The organism is Paenibacillus tepidiphilus, from assembly GCF_008635795.1.
Classification (GTDB): Bacteria; Bacillota; Bacilli; order Paenibacillales; family Paenibacillaceae; genus Paenibacillus_AQ; species Paenibacillus_AQ tepidiphilus.
The window spans coordinates 33,372-51,411 of record NZ_VWRQ01000027.1 but is presented as its reverse complement, the minus strand read 5'-3'; the positions used below and the strand labels follow the sequence as shown (position 1 = coordinate 51,411).

The window sequence follows — 18,040 nt, the reverse complement described above, 5'->3', positions numbered from 1 at the left end:
GCATTTATCTATTAAGGGCAAGCGTTAATAAGTATTTAGAAGCAAATGCAACGCATTATCTTCAGTGCATATAAGTATTCTTGCCACTTTTTGCGTCAATAAAGATATTTCCGGAGTTTTCATCTCGCAATGCGTCGATCATTTGCACAATCTCGTAATATTAGTCAGAAAGAGGAAGGGAGGAAGGCTTTATCTGTGAAGATCAATGGATACATGAGGCCAGGAAGGGCAATGAAGCTGCAGCAGAAATGATTATCCGTCATACATACGGCGACGTTTACCGGTTCATCCGTTGGAAGGTTCACGATTCGGAGCTGGCATGGGATCTGGCACAAAGCGTCTACGAGAAAGTCTGGACCCGGCTTGACACATACATAGGCAATCAAGGCAGCTTCCGCTCCTGGCTGATGGCCATCGCCTCCAATGTCTGCATCGACTACTATCGCAGCAAAGCTGCACGGCAGACGAAAGCTACGGAGCCCGGCTCCGTCAATATGAACGAGGTTGCTGCGGATAGTGATTTTCTGGAGGGCATTCTGCTGCGCGAGGAAGTAGCGGCGGTCTATGACGTAATCCGGCAATTGCCGAAAGAACAACGCGATGCCTTGTTGTTAAGGTACAAGTATGAATATTCCTATAAGGAAATTGCTGCCGTCCTGAACGAGCCGGAGACAACCGTAAAGTCGCGGGTCAGCCGTTCGTTGCAGAAGCTGCGGACAACTCTAAGCGAAAAGACAACTAAACGGGAAGGCAAAAATAAAAAAGGAGCGGATGAACGTCATGTCCAAAGACCATCCAAGCCCTCGGTATCAGGCAAAGCTTGAACAGGAAGAGCATAAGCTGCTCGACATCCGCATGCAGCATGAAATAAGCAGGCTTGAGCTTCAGGAGCACTGGACAAGCCACGAACTGAATTCGGTCATCCGGCACATCCGTGACATTCCAGAAGCTCCGGTACCTGACGGCTTTGTCGCCGCGGCAATGCAGCGATGGCGCCGTACCCGGCTGGCCTTCTCCCCTCCTGCCACTCCCTCACCGCTGTCATTCACAAGGTGGCTGCGCATCGTGACGTCCCAGGGACTATGGCCGGCGCTGCTGCTCGGCTTGTCCTTCTATGCTGCTGCTTATGCGCTGCTGCAATGGAATGAGGAAATGCATCCGCTGCTAATCCTTTCCGTCATTGGGTGCATTCCGCTCTTTGCAGTCACGCTGAACACAGCCCGCCATGCTTTATGCGGCATGGGCGAGCTTACCCGCAGCCTGCGGATTTCGCTTCACCGTTACGTGCTTACCCGGCTGCTATTAGCAGCTGCTACGGCACTGCTGGTCAATAGTTGTATCACACTGGTTCTGATCGCGGCGGGCGTTCCCATTCAACCCGGAAGATTCATTCTGCTCTGGAGCATTCCACTGCTGCTCAACACGGCAGCTTCGCTCCAGCTCTCTGCCCGCATCCGCAATTTCCGGCAGCTTGCGGTTTCACTCAGTGTACTGCCCTGCATCTGGCTAACCGTGCTTGTGGGTGATCCCGTTCAGCGTTTCCTTACCACGCTTCCGCTGCCGTTCCTGATGCTCGCTTCCGCTGCATCGCTTGTCCTGCTGGCCTTAGCCGCCAAAGGCCAAGCGCGTCATATTCAACAAGGAGGAATGATTCTTGAAGCTTGAACTACGCAGTATTCAACACCGGTTCGGCAAAAAGCAGGTGCTGCGGGATATATCCTTCAGCCTTTCACCCGGGGTATACGGTCTGCTCGGACCGAATGGAACAGGTAAAACGACGCTGATGCGCATTATGGCCGATGTGCTCGCCCCGACAGGCGGACAAGTGCTGCTGGACGGCCAGGACAAAGATAAGCTGGGCGATACCTACCGGGCCGTGCTCGGCTATCTGCCGCAAGAGCTGGGCATGTATAACCATTTTACCGGAAGAGCCTTCTTGCGTTATATTGCTGCACTAAAGGGCTTGACACGCAGCGAAGCGGATGAGCGTATCGAACAGCTTGCCGGAATTGTCAATCTGGCGGATGAGCTGGACAAGAAATGCGGTAAATACTCCGGCGGAATGAAGCGGCGGTTAGGCATCATTCAAGCTCTGCTTAACCATCCGGCCGTGCTTATTCTTGATGAGCCTTCAGTCGGTCTGGACCCGCTGGAGCGGGTGCATTTCCGCAAGCTGATATCGGAAATATCCAGTGACCGGATTGTACTGCTGTCCACCCATATTGTGTCCGACATTGATTTCATCGCGAGGCAGGTCATTCTGATGGGTCAAGGCAAGCTGCTGCGGCAGGGAACTCCTGCCGAACTGGCCGGAGAGCTGGCCGGAGAAGTGTGGCAAGCCTATATTCCGGCCCGTCTCCTGCCGCAGCTGGAGGAAATCGGCACCGTTATCAATGTACAGCAGCAGGGCGAAGGCCTGGATGTGCGGGTCATTGCCGGCAGGCCGCCCTGTGAACAGGCTATGCCTGTAACCCCTTCACTGGAGGATGTCTACATGCACCATTTCAAAAGCACTCCCGGAAGCCGAAAGGTGGCTCTCTCCAGATGAAGCACTTAATCGGATTTGAGCTCCGCAAGCTGCTGATCCTGCGCGTATGGATTATATTGGCCGCAGCCATCGGCTTTACGGCCTTCTGGTTTATCTCCACCGCGTATCCGAAGGGAATGAACAGCATTCTGGCAGTATATAAAGCCGAGCCTGAACGTGTTAAACAACTGATTGGGCCGGTAGACCCGCAGCTGGCTGAGAAGTATGCTTACCGGTTAGACGAAGAACGTGCGGAGGACAGCGATAAGCCCGACGAAGAGAAGATCACCGCGATATTGGAGCAGCATTATACTGTTACAGGCTATCAAGCCAATCTATTTAAGCAAGAGGTTCTAGAGGCTCAACAGAAAATTGCCCGGATGGAGGAGCGGGGTGAACAGAATACCTTTGCTTACAGGGATCTCAGCAAGTGGTTGACCATGTGGGGGAGCCTGGAGCTTCCAGGGTTCTATGTCACTGAGGACTGGTTACATTTATTTCTCTACACTTCTGGCTTTCCCGGTGTTTGCGGCGTATGGATCGGGCTACTGCTGGCCTTCGGGCTCGCCCCGCTATTCGCCGGTGAGACGGTCAGCCGGATGGATGCTCTGATCTTATCCAGCCCTAGCGGCAGGCTGCGGATTGTTGCAGCGAAGACGGCGGCCGCTGTCCTCTTTGCGGTCTGCAGCGTTACGCTGATCTTTGCCTCCACGCTCCTTATCGCCTGTCTGCCCTTTGGATTTATAGGCTGGGATGCGCCGCTTAACGATCTTTATCCGACTTGGGCTACACCTTATCATCTGAATATGCTGCAAGCATTTATCCTTCAATACGGCATTGCCCTGATCGGCGCCATCTCCTTTGCCGTTGTGATCGGGCTGCTCTCCGCCCTTTTGCGCAGCAGTATAAGCACCAGCCTGATCGCTGCCGGCATGGTTATTGCCCACCTGTTCCTGAACGACCGCTGGTCTGTTCTGCTTCCCACCTTCCTGCTCAACAGCGGGAGGCTTCTGCAAAGCTACAGTACCTACAATTGGTTCGGTTATCCGGTACTTTATGCGCCGTTCGCGCTGGCCTGTACCCTGATCATCGGAATTCTTGCAGCACTGCTGTCACCGGTTACCTTTAGCCGCTGGCGGCGGTCACCTTCATAAGAATAGAAACGGGACTGACTTAACCGCCATACAGCGGACAGGCCAGTCCCGTATTCATGTTGTTTATAAAGGCTGCGGCTGCTGACCTGCTTCCTCCCAGGCCAGCCGGGCCAGCGGAAACGGGGCGACCGCCCGTTCCAGAATCCCCTGAACATAGGCGATAGCCACGCCATAGTTCACAATCGGCACTCCGGCAGCACGAGCCTGCTCGATCCGCCACTGCATCTGCCTGCGGCTCAGCATACAGCCTCCGCAATGTACGATCAATGCGTAATCCGTAACATTGTCCGGAAATTTCATCCCGTTAGCAAAATCGAACTGAATCTCCTTACCGCTGGCCTGGCGGATCCAGCGCGGAATCTTCACCTTGCCGATATCGTCCGGCTGCTGGTGGTGGGTGCAGGCTTCGGCGATCAGCACCTTGTCGCCGCTCTGCAGACGGCCGATGGCCCGGGCACCGCGGACCAATTCCGCAAGGTCGCCCTTGTTCCGGGCGAACAGAATTGAGAATGAGGTCAGCGCTACATCCTTCGGCGTATCTGCCGCCGCTTTCAGGAACACCTGGGAATCGGTGATCACCAGGCGCGGCTTGCGGCCCAGGCTCTCCAGGGTCTCGCGCAGCTCATGCTCCTTGGTCACGACCGCGATGGCATCGCTCTCCAGAATATCGCGGATGGTCTGCTGCTGCGGCAGAATCAGCCGGCCTTTGGGCGCCGCCTTGTCGATCGGCGTGACCAGCACGACCAGGTCGCCCGGCGAGACGATGTCGCCTACAATCCGGAACTTATCCTCCTCTTCCGGCACCGCAGCAGTCAGCGCCTTCTTCAGCTCCTTGAATCCGCGCTCTTCCAGAGCAGAGACAGGCATCACCTTCAGGCCCAGTTCTTCCTCCGCCCGCTGGACCTCTGCCGCCTGCCGCTCCGGCCCGGAGCCGGACAGGTCCGCCACCAGATCGCATTTATTGAGAATGCCCAGCACTGGAATGCCCTTGCTGCGGATATCAGCGGCAAGCTGCTGCTCCAGAGCAGTTACCCCGCAGGAAGCATCCACCACGATCATGGCGACATCGGTATGGTTCAGCACTTCAAGTGTCTTCTTCTTGCGCAGCTCGCCCAATTCGCCTTCGTCATCCAGTCCGGCCGTGTCGATGAACACCACTGGCCCGAGCGGCAGCAGCTCCATCGCCTTATATACCGGGTCGGTGGTGGTGCCTTTCACTGGCGAGACTACAGCAATATCTTGCTTCGTGATCGCGTTAATAATGCTTGATTTCCCGGCATTGCGCCTGCCGAAGAAAGCGATATGCAGGCGGCTGGAGCGGGGCGTATCATTCAGGCTCATACCGTATTCTCCTTTTTGTTAACCAACGGGCAACAGCTTCGTATTAAGCTCCGGGAATCCCCGGCCGGGTCACCTGTTCCGTGCTCAGAATTTGCGTGATTTGCTCTTCGTTTAACAGCCCCGTCTCCAGCACGGCCTGGCGCACGGACTTCCCTTCCTCCCTTGCACGCAGGGCCAGCTCAGCTGAACGCTCATACCCGATATGCTCTACGAACGCGGTGGCTAGTGCCGCGGAGTTCTCCAGCGTCTGCCTGCAGCGCGCTCCGTTGACCCGGATGCCGCGCACACAGCGCTCCTCGAACAGACGCACCGCAGCCTCCATCAGCTCCAGAGACTCCAGCAGACTATCGGCAATCAGCGGCATGAAGGCGTTCAGCTCCAGCTGGCCTCCCGCCGCCGCCAGTGCTACCGCCGTGTCATTGGCGATGACCCGCATGCCGGCCTGGCCGGCCATTTCCGCGATGACAGGGTTCCACTTCCCCGGCATCATCGACGAGCCTGCCTGCACAGGCGGCAGCTCCAGCTCACCGAGGCCGCCGGTGGGTCCGCCGGCCAGCAGCCGCAGATCATTCGAGATCTTGAGCAGCGTTACCGCCGCTGCCTTAAGCAGCCCTGACACTTCCACGAATACATCCATATTCTGCGTCTGGTCCATCGGATATTCACTGCGGGCAAGCCCGTAGCCCGTCAATTCCTGGAGCAGATCAGTCATCAGATACGTGTACTTCGGCGGTGCGTTCAGTCCCGTGCCGATGGCAGTCCCGCCGATATTGATCTCGCGCAGCCGCTCTTCCGCCTTGTACAGCCGCCAGCGGTCCCGGGCCACGGCCCTGGCATAGGCGCCGAAGCCTTGACCGGCCGTCATCGGCAGGGCATCCATCAGCTCGGTGCGGCCCAGCTTCAGTATGCCGGCGAACTCCTGCTCCTTCTCCTGCAGCGCCTCCTGCAGCGAAGCAAAGGCAGCGCTGACGCGGCGCACCAGACCAATGGCTGCAATCCGCAGCGCCGTTGGATATACATCGTTGGTCGATTGATGGCGGTTGACATGATCCAGCGGATGCACCAGCGAATAGTCGCCGCGTATCCCGCCCAGCCGCTCAATCGCCAGATTGGCGATCACTTCATTTACATTCATGTTGGTTGATGTGCCGGCACCGCCTTGCAGCGCATCAACCGGAAACTGCCCGCTGACCTTGCCGGCGAGCAGCTCATCACAAGCCTCGGCGATAGCCTGCGCAACAGATGCAGGGAAGCTGCCCAGCCTCAGATGGGTCAGCGCAGCGGCTTTCTTGACCGTAATCAGCGCCTGCAGCAGGTGGGCGTTGACCGGACGGCCGCTGACCGGGAAATTGTGCAGTGCCCGCGCCGTCTGCAGCCCGTAGTAAGCATCCCCGGGCAGCTCCATAGTGCCTAAGGCGTCCGTTTCACGGCGCGGTCGCAACGCTGCAAAGTTTGTGCCTTTATTCACTTATTCAGCACTTCCAACACACGCGGCAGTATTCCGTTGAAGTAGGCAAAAGCAATGCCGTAATTGGTGATAGGCACCCCTTTGTCACCCGAACGCGCGAGCCGGTCCATCAGCTGCTTGCGGTTAAAGATGCAGCCGCCGCAATGCACAACCAGCTTGTAGGCGGAAATATCCGCCGGAAACTCCGGTCCGACGCTGGACGTAATCTGCAGCGCCCCGCCGGCTATCTCCTGCAGCTTCGCCCGGACCAGCGAGCGGTCGATCTCGCCGTTGTGCGGATGGTGAATGCATGCTTCGGACAGCAGCACCTTGTCGCCCGGCTGCAGACGCGCAATGACCTCCGTTCCGGCGACAAAGGTATCGAGATCGCCTTTGAAGCGCGCCATCAGCACCGCAATTGTCGTCAGCGGGACTTCTGCCGGAATCAGCTCATTCACGATATCGAATACCTGGGAATCGGTAATGACCAGATTCGGCGTCACCTTCAGATCCATCAGAAGCATCGGCAACTCGGCCTCCGTTACCGTCAGCGCCATCACATGGTGATCCAGCAGGTCGCGGAGAATCTGCTGCTGGGATGCGACCAGCCGGTGCTTCGGTGCAGGAATCTTCTCCGGCACCACCATGACCACCACATCGCCAGCCTTGACGAGGTCGCCGACAATACTGCTGCGCTCGAACTCCGCCGGTGCGCGGTCCCGAATCGCATAGCGCAGGCCGCCGAGATTTACGTTGCGTTTCACACTGACCTTGACGATCGGAATGCCCAGCTCTCTTTTGAGTGAATCGGTATCGACATAATGGTCGTCGGTCTTGGTAATGACGCCGATGACGGGAATATGGCGTTTATCAAGCTCCCGGTACCATTCCTTCTCCAGCTTGAAATTATCCGACTCCTCCGAGAAGATCAGGATGCCGAGATCCGTCAGATCCATCACTTCACGCGTCTTCTGCACCAAAAAGGGACCGGCCTCCGTCTCATCGTCAATCCCGGCGGTATCCACCATCATTACAGGCCCGACCTTATCCATATCAAAAGATTGAAATATCGGCTCGGTCGTAGTCCCCGGCTTATCGCCCACAATCAGTGAGCTCCGTCCGGTCAGGGCGTTGATCAGGCTGGATTTACCCGAGTTTTTTCTGCCGAACACCGCTATATGCATTTTGCCCGTAGGCAGTGTCGTTTGCATTGCTGATTCCTCCTTCATTGATGAAACAGGAAATGGTGGCATTAGCCGCTTAAAACCGCAGATCCCGCTCCCCGTTCTCCAGTCGCTGGAGCCGGTCAAGGGTGATCTTACGCGCAGATTCCTTCGGAATAGCCTCCAGCCCCTGGCGGATAATCTCGTCGCCGAGCGCACGGGTCTCTTCTCCGGCATAATCGAGCAGATACTCTTTGAACGTAAGCAGCGAGTTAGGCTGGCATACATTGTGAATCTGACCGGATTTGGCTAACCGCATGAAGCGGTCTCCGGTTCGGCCCTCGCGGTAACAGGCAGTGCAATAGCTCGGCACATACCCGTCCCGGCACAGACTGAAGATGATCTCCTCCGGCGAACGGTGGTCGCTGACCTCGAACTGGGGCTTTTCCCTGGAGCGCTCGGCACTCCCCTTCTTCGCTTCCATATATCCGCCGACACCGGTGCTGGAGCCTGCACTGATCTGTGATATGCCCAGCTTGATGATCTCGTCGCGGAACACCGGCTCCTCGCGGGTGGACAGAATCATCCCTGCATACGGTACGGCCAGCCTTAGTACGGCGACCAGCTTCTTGAATTCCGCATCATCCACGAGGTATGGATACGTTTTCAAGTTAACACCTTCTGCTTCCCGCAATCTTGGAACAGACAAGGTGTGCGGGCCGACGCCGAACCGCTCCTCCAGATGCTCTGCATGCATCAGCATAGCGACCGTATCGTACTTGTGGTCATATAGCCCATAGAGTACGCCTACGCCGACATCGTCGATACCGCCCAGCTGGGCCCGGTCCATCGCCGTGGTATGCCAGTCATAATCGCTCTTGGGGCCTTGCGGGTGCAGCTCCGCATAAGTGGGCCTATGGTACGTTTCCTGGAACAAAATATAAGTGCCGATTCCGGCATCATGAAGCTTCTGATAATCTTCGACGGTTGTAGCGGCAATATTGACGTTCACCCGCCGGATACTGCCGTTGTCTACCTTGACCGCATAAATGGTCTCGATGGCTTCCACAACATAATCAATGCCGCAATGCACGGGGTCTTCCCCCGCCTCCAGCACCAGCCGTTTATGTCCCAGCTCCTGAAGCACCCGTACTTCCTCGGCCAATTCGTCCATTTGCAGCCTGCGCCGCTCAAAATCCTTGTTGCTATGCTTGTAACCGCAATATTCGCAGTTGTTGACGCAGTAATTGCTGATATAGAGCGGTGCGAACAGTACAATGCGGTTGCCGTAAATCTTCTCCTTGACCGCCCTGGCGGAAGTATAGATGTCAGCGAGCACCTCCGGATCGGTAACCTCCAGAAGCACGGCCGCTTCCCGGTGGGTCAGCCCCTTGCATTCCTGCGCTTTGGCTAATAATGTCTGAACATAGGCCTGGTCCCCGGCTGTAACTGCAGCTTCCCGCAAGCTCCGGTGGATTTCCTCATCATCGATAAAATGTGCCGCTTCCCATTCCTTCCGCACGGCGTCAACCTCCCAAGTGCACTTTAGGCAAAATAGACTTTCTGTTCAGAATCTGGAACGCTCAAGGTAATGGGTATGCAGCAGCTCATGGGATTTATGGCCGCCGGGGGTACCCAGAAATTCCGCATACAGCTTCTGAATCTGCGGATTATTATGCGATTTGCGGATCACCTGCGCTTCATCCTCCGAGTAAATGGCTTTGGCCCGTTCCGCTTTGATATTGACCGTCTCCAGCGTTCTCGCATCATGGATCGGCTGGCCGCCGCCCGTAATGCAGCCGCCTGCACAGGCCATAACCTCCATGAAATCATAGCTCTTCTCGCCCCGTTCTATGGCTTCCATCAGCCTGCGGGCGTTGCCGAGTCCGTGGACCACAGCGGTGCGGATCTCCTGGCCGCCCGGCAGCTCGATCACATTCTCCTTGATGCCCTCCATCCCCCGGACCGCCGTATACTCGACCGTCTCCAGCTCCTTGCCGGAGGTCAGCTCGAACACGGTACGCAGCGCCGCTTCGGCCACCCCGCCGGTCGCTCCGAAGATGACGCCGGCGCCAGATGCCTCGCCGAACGGATTGTCGAAGGCTTCATCCTTCAGGTTCGCGAAATCAATCCCGGCTTCCTTGATCATGGCCGCCAGCTCCCGGGTCGTCAGCACCCAGTCGACATCCGCCAGCCCGCCGCCGGACAATTCGTCGCGGCCGCTTTCGAATTTCTTAGCAGTGCACGGCATAATCGAGACAACGACAATATCCTCCGGCGCGATTCCTTCCTGCTTGGCGAAATAGGATTTCACCATCGCCCCTTCCATTTCATGCGGCGATTTGCAGGTCGAGAGATTATCCAGCATATCCGGGAAGTTATGCTCCACGAACTTCACCCAGCCCGGACAGCAGGAGGTCATCAGCGGCAGGTTCTGTCCGCTGCCAAGCCGGTTCAGCAGCTCCGTCCCCTCTTCCATAATCGTCAGATCGGCCCCGAAATTGGTGTCGAATACCTTATCGAAGCCGAGCTTGCGCAGCGCGGCCACCATCTTGCCGGTGACGCGGGAGCCGATCGGCAGTCCGAATTCTTCGCCCAGCGCCACGCGCACCGCCGGAGCGGTCTGCACGACAACGGTTTTGGCCGGATCGGAAATGGCGTTCCAGACATCGGTGATATTCTCGTGCTCGCCGAGTGCACCGACGGGACAGGCCATAATACACTGGCCGCAGTTGATGCAGGTGGATTCCGCCAGCGGACGGCCGAACGCCGTGGATATCACCGTATCGAAGCCGCGCTTCGCGAAGCCGATGGCGTTGACGGTCTGCAGGGTCCCGCAGGCCCCTACACAACGTCCGCAGAGGATACACTTCGCTGCGTCCCGGATGATGGCCGGAGAAGTATAATCCTTCTCCTGGCTGGATTTCTCTCCGACATAAGACACCTGGCGGATGTTAAGGTCATTCGAGACCGACTGCAGCTCGCAGCTGCCGCCGCGGGAACAGCTGAGACATTCGCGTTCATGGTCGGACAGCAGCAGCTCCACCGAAGTCCGGCGGGCATCGCGGACCTTCTTGGTATTCGTGCGGATCTGCATGCCTTCCTCGGCAATCAGCGTACAGGAGGCGATCAGCCTGGGACCCACCTCCACCACACACACCCGGCAGCTGGAGGAGTGGTTGACGCCTTTCAGATAGCAGAGGGTGGGAATTTGAATATCGAGCCCGCGGGCCGCTTCCAGAACGGTCATGCCCTTGGGGATTTCTGTATCGATTCCGTCGATGGTTATATTAATCGTCTTCAACCCGATCACTCCTAATGTCAGACTATCATTACGGCTTTGAATTTGCAGACATCGAAGCAGACGCCGCATTTGATGCAGCTCGCTTTCTCGATGACATACGGCTCCTTCGGCTTGCCCGAGATGGCGTCGCTTGGACATTTGCGGGCACAGAGGCTGCAGCCCTTGCACAGCTGTGCATCGATTTCATAGGAAATCAGCGATTTGCACACGCCTGCCGGGCATTGCTGCTCTGTAATATGGGCCACGTATTCATCCCGGAAATACTTGATCGTGGACAAGACCGGGTTGGGGGCCGTCTGGCCGAGCGCGCACAGCGACGAGTTCTTGATCTGCAGCGACAGGCTCTCCATCTTATCGAGATCCTCAAGCGTGCCTTTGCCCTCGGTAATCTTGTCGAGCAGCTCCAGCAGCCGTTTGGTCCCGATCCGGCAGGGTGTACATTTGCCGCAGGATTCGTCGCGCGTGAAATCGAGGTAGAACCGGGCAACATCAACCATGCAGGTATCCTCATCCATAATGATCATCCCGCCGGAGCCCATCATGGACCCCAGGCTGGTCAGTGTATCGAAATCGATGGTACAGTCGAGATGCTCTTCAGTCAGGCAGCCGCCGGAAGGTCCGCCGGTCTGCACAGCCTTAAACTTCTTGCCGTTCGGGATGCCTCCGCCGATCTCGAAGATGACCTCGCGCAGCGTGATCCCCATCGGCACCTCGACGAGTCCGGTGTTGACGACCTTCCCGCCCAGGGCAAAGACTTTCGTCCCCTTCGATTTCTCGGTACCTATGGAGGCATACCACTCCGCCCCGTTCAGGACAATCTGCGGAATGTTAGCCAGCGTCTCGACATTATTGATGATCGTCGGCTCGTTCCACAGCCCCTGCACTGCCGGGAACGGCGGCTTGGGCGTCGGCATTCCGCGGAAGCCTTCGATGGAATGAATCAGCGCCGTCTCTTCCCCGCAGACAAAGGCTCCCGCGCCGAGCCGTACATCAATATCGAACTTGAAGCCCGTGCCCATCACGTTGTCGCCGAGCAGCTCATATTTTCGGGCTTGATCAAGCGCTTTCATTAATCGCTGGACAGCAATCGGATACTCTGCCCGCACATAGACAAAGCCCTGATTGGCCCCGATTGCATAGCCTGCAATCGCCATCGCCTCAATAACGGCATGGGGATTGCCTTCGAGGATGGAGCGGTCCATAAACGCCCCGGGATCGCCTTCATCCGCATTGCAGATCACGTATTTCTGCTGCTTCTCCTGCCTGGCCGCGAATTCCCACTTCAGCCCGGTGTTGAAGCCGCCGCCGCCCCGTCCGCGCAGACCTGAGCGCTTGACCGTGTCTACCACCTGCTCGGGAGTCATCGTCATGATGACTTTACCGAGCGCCGTATACCCGTCGCTGGCGATGTACTCGTCGATAACCTCCGGATCAATGGTACCGCAATTGCGCAGTGCGATACGCACCTGCTTCTTGTAGAAATCCGTCTCCTCGAAATTGAGGATTTCCCCGTCCTTCCGGGTCTGCTCGTAGATCCGTTTCTCAAACGGTGTTCCGTACAGCAAATGCTGCTCTACGATTTCCGGAATATCCTTGACCTCCACCCGGCTGTAGAAGATCCCTTCCGGATAGACAATGACAACCGGCCCCAGCTCACACAAGCCGAAGCAGCCGGTGCGTACCACTTCCGCCTTGTTCTGGATGCTTAAATTCGCGATTTCCTTGTTCAATGCATCGACTATGGCATTAGAGTCCGATGACGTGCAGCCCGTGCCGCCGCAGACCATCACCGACCGGAACTGAATCGACTCCGGCGTTTGCCCGGTGATCCTGCGGTTGTCGAGCAGGCCCTTGGACAGCGTGCGGATTGCATCAAGATCCGTTAACAGCTTCATGTGTAGACACCCCCGATAATATTGCGCCTGCCGCGCAAGCCTAGCATCAATATTCCTTCAAAATCTTCGGCACATTATTAGGCACCAGCCGTCCATGCACCTTCTCGCCGATGGTCAACACCGGAGCGAGGCCGCAAGCCCCCAGGCAGCGGGTCGCCTCCAGCGTGAACTTGTTATCCTCCGTCGTTCCCTGAACCGGAACCTTTAATTCCGTGCTGAACCGGTCAAGCAGCGCCTGTGCTCCCTTGATGTAGCAAGCGGTGCCCATACAGACCCGGATAATGTTGTCGCCCTTGGGGGTTAACGAGAAGAAGTGGTAGAACGAAGCCACCCCGTAGATCTCGCTCATCGGCAGATTCAGCGCCCTGGACACAATCTGCAGAATCTTCTCCGGCAGGTAGCCGTACACATCCTGCACCTCATGGAGTACAGGGATAAGCGCGCCTTTGATCGTGCGGAACTGCTCAATGGCCGCCTCGATCTTCTCCAGTTTCTCGTCAATTTCGGCTTCGGCTGTGTGACCACAGCCGAAGGCGAGTTGCTCTTCCATGATTAAAGCTCCCTTCAATCAAGTTATAATGGCGGAATCGTCACTCAACCCGCTGACCCGGATGGCTTAGAGCAGCGCATTCTCGCTTCTGAGCTTCAGACGGGACCAGCGACGCTCGATTTCCGTCTCGAAATCCTGCAGCAGCTCTGCATCGCCGAGCAGATGCTTCGTCTTGCCCATGCCCTTGAGCCAGTCGGATACAGGGATGCGTTTGTTCTTCAGCTCTGGATTATACGTCAGGTTGGTAATGCCCTGTTCAATTTCATAGAGCGGGAAGAAGCAGGAATCGACCGCTGCTTTGACCAGCTCTGTTCCGTTGTCATCCGGCGATTTCCAGTTGAGCGGGCAGGCGCACAGGATTTTGCCGTACGCTGTGCCGACATTGTTGGCGTACCACTGGGCCTTGGCCGCTTTTTGCAGCAGGTCCTGGGGATTGGACTCGGCGGCGGTGAACACATAAGGGATATTGCAGGCCGCCAGAATCTGCGCCGTATCCTTGTGATGTCCCTTCTTGCCCTTCTGGGCCTTGCCGACGCCGGAGGTGCTGGTCATATGGCCAATCGGTGTGGAGTAGGACAACTGGGACCCGGTGTTCATGTAACCTTCATTGTCGTATTCGAGAATGATCATCTTATGATTGCGCAGTGCAGCGCCCACGGTTGCACCCATGCCGATATCCATACCGCCGTCTCCCGACACCATGACGAAGGTCAAATCGTCGGAGACCTCAATCTCGCCGCGCCGCTTCAATTCGTAGAACGCGTCGACCATCCCGGCGACGGTGGCCGCGCCGTTCTGGAACAGGTTGTGCACGAAGGTCTGCTTGTGCGAGGAATACGGATAGCTGGCGGTGACTACATACGCGCAGCCTGTCTGGAACAGCACCACCATATCGCCTTCAATGCCCTTGAAGAACAGCTCCAGTGCCGACAATGCGCCGCAGCCGGGACATGCGCCATGCCCGGGGGCGAGGCGGTGCGGCTTGGCGGTCAGCTGGCGCAGCGGCGGCAGCTTGACCTTCAGGAGGCCGGTATCCTCGTTCTGGGTCACCTGAATCAGCCCGGTCTTGAAAGCGTCGCCGTGCGGCGGCTCAATCACCGGCTGCAGCATATTCTTCTCTTCTCCGGGATAGTACCCGTGGTAATCGAACGGCTTGGCGGCATAGCCCAGTTCGGCGGCGTCGATGGCCAGCTGGAAGAACGCGAGCGCGTCGTCCGCATAGAAGTCCTTGCCTCCGAGACCGAATACCCGCGACAGCACGATGGTCTCGTTCTCCGGGTCCACCTGCAGTGCGGAACGGATCTCATGCGTCAGGTTGCCGCCTTCGGCCCCGTAGGAATCGGCGCGTTCGCCGACCAGAAGCGCTTTGACGTTCTTCAGCGCCTCACGCAGCTGCTCTCCGGGGAACGGGCGGATCACATTCGGCCGGATCAGGCCCGCCTTGATTCCCTTCGCCCGCAGGGCGTCCACGGTATCCTTGGCGGATTCCGCCGCCGAGTTGAGCAGGAAGACTGCAACTTCCGCATCCTCCATGCGGTACAGGTCCAGTACCTTGTATTCACGGCCCGACAGGAGCGCGTATTCCTTGGCAATTTCCTCATACACATCTTCCGCTGCATACAGCGCTTCAGAGAGCTGATAATGATTGTTCATCAGATCGTCGCCGCCCATATGGGCCCCGATAGTCACCGGGTGCGCAGGATCGGAAATATTTGGATAGCCCGGATTCGGGTTCGGACCGACGAAATTGCGGACGGCCTCATTGTCCTTAAAGTACTGTACCTTACGCTTCTGATGCGAGGTGAAGAAACCGTCATAGGCCACGATGACCGGCAGGCGCACTTTGGAATGCTCCGCCACCTTAAGCGCGATAATGTTCATGTCGTATACAGCCTGCGGCGTACTGGCCGTCAGAATGACCCAGCCGGTATTCAGGGCATAGTAGAGGTCGGAGTGGTCGCCGCGGATATCAAGCGGTCCGCTCACAGCCCGGGTTACAAGGTTCAGCACCATCGGGAACCGTGTGCCCGATTGGGTCGGCAGCTGCTCCAGCATATACAGGAAGCCTTGGGAACTGGTAGCGTTGACAACACGTGCGCCGGCCAGCGCCGCACCGTAGCAGATGCCGGCGGAGCCGTGTTCGCCATCGGCGGCGATCAGCTGGATGTCATGCTGTCCGCGCGCCTTCATCTGGTCGAGATACTGGGCGACCTCCGTGGACGGCGTAATCGGGAAATAGCCCATGATATGATAATTGATCTGTGCGGCCGCCGTAGCCGCCATTTCATTGCCTGATTCAAAATAGGTGACCTGCTCGGCAGGCAACGCCTTGGTCAATTCATTTTCACTGATTGCCATTGTTTGTCTCCACCCTTTCGCTATACGAATACTTGGGCCACGCGGTGCTGTTCGGCATAGCCGACTTCCTCGCGGGCACTCTTCAGCGCGTCTGTCGGACAGGCCTCGATACATTTCAGGCAGCCTTTACAGTACTGGTAATCGATCCCGCGCAGGAACTGCTGCACTCTGCCCCGCTTGTCCTCGGCCGGCTCCCACACGAAGCAGTAATCCGGGCATACATTGTCGCAGGCCGCACAGCTGATGCATGTCTCCGCATCGAATACCGGTATCATCCCGGCCCGCGAGCCGCTCAGGTCCTTGAGGATACTGTTGGCCTGGGCCGCAATAAGCCCTCCAGGCAGCTGCGTCTGATAGCCAAGAAGGGATTGTGCACGCTTGAACGGTCTGGCTACCGTACCCTCAGGAGCTTCATAGGTCTTGAACTTCACTTCGTTGTAGCCGCGGTCAAAAGTGCGCAGGTTGGGCTCCACCAGATGCGGATATTTCTTCTCGAACGTTCTGCGGATGACGGTGCGCATCGCTTCGGGATCGAGGAAATCACAGATCCGGAACAGCGCTCCGAGCATGGAGGTATTGACCTTGGTCTTCTCCTCCACGGCGATGCCCATGGCGTCCACCAGTGCAATCGTTCCGTACTCCAGCTTGAGATCGGCACGCACCTCGTCGAAATCGCGGGTGGTGTTAATCAGCACAACACCGTCCAGCGGCAGGCCGCTGACCACGTTGACCGTCTTGTACAGGGCTTCATGGAACACCGCCACGACATGCGGCTCCTCAATCGGGCTGTGGTCGCGGATCTCGATCTCCGGCTCGCAGAACCGCACAAAGGTCTTGACAGGCGTCCCTTTCTTCTCCGAGCCGTAAGACGAGAAGTTGGCCGCGTTCAGCCCGAGCTCGATCGCTCCGGTCTCGGCGAGCATTTTGCCGGCCAGATTCGCTCCGAGGCCGCCGATGGACTCCAGCCGGATCTCGAAGAAACCGAGCGCATTATGCTTTGGTAAAGTAGACATAGGGTTTCCTCCCTTGAATTGATGGATCTGAATGTAACTTCAGCATCAGAATTATTGCATGATAAATTCTCATAACAGGTCTAATCATCATATTACGTGAATATTTTCACTTGTATGCTGAGAATGGATTGAGAATATCTGTGCTACCTCAATCTTGGTTACAACGACCTGCTGTAGCTGTAATGATCGCCCCGGCCCAGCGCAAGCTCATACCCCGAGGCGGCAATGCGCATTTCAATGCAGCTGCGGCATTGCGGTCCATCGTCGCCGGTGCAAATTTTGTTCTCATAGAGGGCGTATTTCTCGCGTACCCGCAGCGGTGACAGATTGGGCATCACCACATTGGCGCCGACGGACAGCGCCTTCTCCCTGCCTGCCGGATCCAGACTGCCCATCGCAGTAGTTGCCGGCATCAAAGCCTTTGGAACCATCAGCCTGGCGACGGCAATCATCACCAGCGTCTCATCGACCGTCCCGCCAACCGCATGCTTGAGCGGGGTTGAACTATGCGGGATGAACGGGCCGATGCCGATCATTTCCGGTTGAAGCTCCTTAAGGAACAGCAGATCCTCGGCCAGGTGCCAATAGCTCTGTCCCGGAAGACCCACCATAAATCCGGCCCCGATCTGATAACCGATCTCCTTGAGCAGAAACAGCGAACGCATGCGGTTCTCGTAGGACATGCCGGGATGCAGGGATTCATACAGCGGACGGGATGCCGCTTCATGTCGCAGTAGAAACCGTTCCGCCCCCGCATTGTAGAGCGCCCTGTAAAAAGCCTCGCTCCGCTCGCCGATTGACAGCGTAACCGCCGCATCCGGAAACCGTGCCTTCAGCCGCCGGACAATACTGATCATCAGCTCCTCGGTAAAGCCGAAGTCCTCGCCGCTCTGCAGGACAAACGACCGGTAGCCGAGCTTGTAGCCTTCAGCCGCACAATCCACAATCTCCTTCTCCGTCAGCCGGTAGCGTTCTGCCTTGACATTGCCCCGGCGCAGGCCGCAGTATTTGCAGTTCTGCTTGCAGAAGCTGGAGAATTCAATCAGCCCGCGTACATAGACGCCGGTGCCGTAATATTTCTTGCGCTTCTCGTCAGCCAGCCGGAACAGTCTCTTCTTCAGTCCCGGGGTCAGCTCCCGGAGCAGCGTGACCAGTTCCCCGGCAGTTAGGGAGTGCTCCTCGTTTAATCGGTTCAGCAATGCTTCCGCTTCCATAATCTTATGTATCCCCTCCTTTCCGGGCACCAAGATTCGAATTACTTTAGAGTATGCTGCGCCCTTGCCTTCGA

General features: G+C 57.2%; 14 protein-coding genes. 4 read left to right on the top strand and 10 right to left on the bottom strand.

Annotated features, from left to right (window positions below; translation table 11 throughout):
- Nucleotides 1–248 precede the first annotated feature (248 nt).
- The 4 genes from F1379_RS25800 to F1379_RS25785 are packed head-to-tail and all read left to right on the top strand — an operon-like array spanning nucleotide 249 to nucleotide 3,681.
- Nucleotides 249–824 (top strand): RNA polymerase sigma factor, encoded by a 576-nt coding sequence (locus F1379_RS25800; protein ID WP_150275347.1) that lies wholly within the window; start codon nucleotides 249–251, stop codon nucleotides 822–824.
- Nucleotides 781–1,665, top strand: a complete 885-nt coding sequence (locus F1379_RS25795; protein WP_150275346.1) for a hypothetical protein — start codon at nucleotides 781–783, stop codon at nucleotides 1,663–1,665. Before F1379_RS25800 ends, F1379_RS25795 begins: the two co-directional genes overlap by 44 nt.
- Nucleotides 1,655–2,548: an ABC transporter ATP-binding protein gene (locus tag F1379_RS25790; protein ID WP_150275345.1), complete on the top strand. Its 894-nt coding sequence runs from the start codon at nucleotides 1,655–1,657 to the stop codon at nucleotides 2,546–2,548. Before F1379_RS25795 ends, F1379_RS25790 begins: the two co-directional genes overlap by 11 nt.
- Nucleotides 2,545–3,681: a hypothetical protein gene (locus F1379_RS25785; RefSeq protein ID WP_150275344.1), complete on the top strand. Its 1,137-nt coding sequence runs from the start codon at nucleotides 2,545–2,547 to the stop codon at nucleotides 3,679–3,681. The genes F1379_RS25790 and F1379_RS25785 overlap by 4 nt, the downstream gene beginning before the upstream one ends.
- A 63-nt stretch (nucleotides 3,682–3,744) precedes the next feature.
- On the opposite strand, the gene hydF (F1379_RS25780) is transcribed toward F1379_RS25785, so the two are convergent.
- From hydF (F1379_RS25780) to hydE, 10 genes are all read right to left on the bottom strand, one after another.
- A complete protein-coding gene (hydF, locus tag F1379_RS25780; protein ID WP_150275343.1) occupies nucleotides 3,745–5,022 on the bottom strand; it encodes a [FeFe] hydrogenase H-cluster maturation GTPase HydF in 1,278 nt (425 codons plus the stop codon).
- Nucleotides 5,023–5,065: 43 nt separating this feature from the next.
- On the bottom strand, nucleotides 5,066–6,490 hold the full coding sequence (locus F1379_RS25775; RefSeq protein WP_275262659.1) for an aspartate ammonia-lyase: 1,425 nt from the start codon (nucleotides 6,488–6,490) through the stop codon (nucleotides 5,066–5,068).
- Nucleotides 6,487–7,680, bottom strand: coding sequence for a [FeFe] hydrogenase H-cluster maturation GTPase HydF (gene hydF / locus F1379_RS25770; RefSeq protein WP_150275342.1), 1,194 nt, complete (start codon nucleotides 7,678–7,680; stop codon nucleotides 6,487–6,489). The genes F1379_RS25775 and hydF (F1379_RS25770) overlap by 4 nt, the downstream gene beginning before the upstream one ends.
- Before the next feature lie 49 nt (nucleotides 7,681–7,729).
- Nucleotides 7,730–9,154 (bottom strand): [FeFe] hydrogenase H-cluster radical SAM maturase HydG, encoded by a 1,425-nt coding sequence (hydG, locus tag F1379_RS25765; protein ID WP_150275341.1) that lies wholly within the window; start codon nucleotides 9,152–9,154, stop codon nucleotides 7,730–7,732.
- A gap of 45 nt (nucleotides 9,155–9,199) precedes the next feature.
- The gene (locus tag F1379_RS25760) at nucleotides 9,200–10,945 is read right to left on the bottom strand and encodes an NADH-dependent [FeFe] hydrogenase, group A6 (RefSeq protein WP_239004815.1); all 1,746 of its coding nucleotides are present in this window, start codon (nucleotides 10,943–10,945) and stop codon (nucleotides 9,200–9,202) included.
- Nucleotides 10,946–10,953: 8 nt separating this feature from the next.
- Entirely contained in the window at nucleotides 10,954–12,831 is a 1,878-nt protein-coding gene (gene nuoF / locus F1379_RS25755; protein WP_203457177.1) for an NADH-quinone oxidoreductase subunit NuoF, read from the bottom strand.
- A 46-nt stretch (nucleotides 12,832–12,877) separates the two neighbouring features.
- Nucleotides 12,878–13,381: an NADH-quinone oxidoreductase subunit NuoE gene (nuoE, locus tag F1379_RS25750; protein WP_150275339.1), complete on the bottom strand. Its 504-nt coding sequence runs from the start codon at nucleotides 13,379–13,381 to the stop codon at nucleotides 12,878–12,880.
- 66 nt (nucleotides 13,382–13,447) lie between these two features.
- Nucleotides 13,448–15,739 carry a thiamine pyrophosphate-dependent enzyme gene (locus tag F1379_RS25745; protein WP_150275338.1) on the bottom strand — a complete coding sequence of 764 codons (2,292 nt, stop codon included), beginning with the start codon at nucleotides 15,737–15,739 and terminating at the stop codon, nucleotides 13,448–13,450.
- A gap of 20 nt (nucleotides 15,740–15,759) precedes the next feature.
- Nucleotides 15,760–16,752 (bottom strand): 2-oxoacid:acceptor oxidoreductase family protein, encoded by a 993-nt coding sequence (locus F1379_RS25740; RefSeq protein WP_150275337.1) that lies wholly within the window; start codon nucleotides 16,750–16,752, stop codon nucleotides 15,760–15,762.
- Between the two features lie 158 nt (nucleotides 16,753–16,910).
- A complete protein-coding gene (gene hydE / locus F1379_RS25735) occupies nucleotides 16,911–17,966 on the bottom strand; it encodes a [FeFe] hydrogenase H-cluster radical SAM maturase HydE (protein ID WP_150275336.1) in 1,056 nt (351 codons plus the stop codon).
- Between the last annotated feature and the right edge of the window lie 74 nt (nucleotides 17,967–18,040).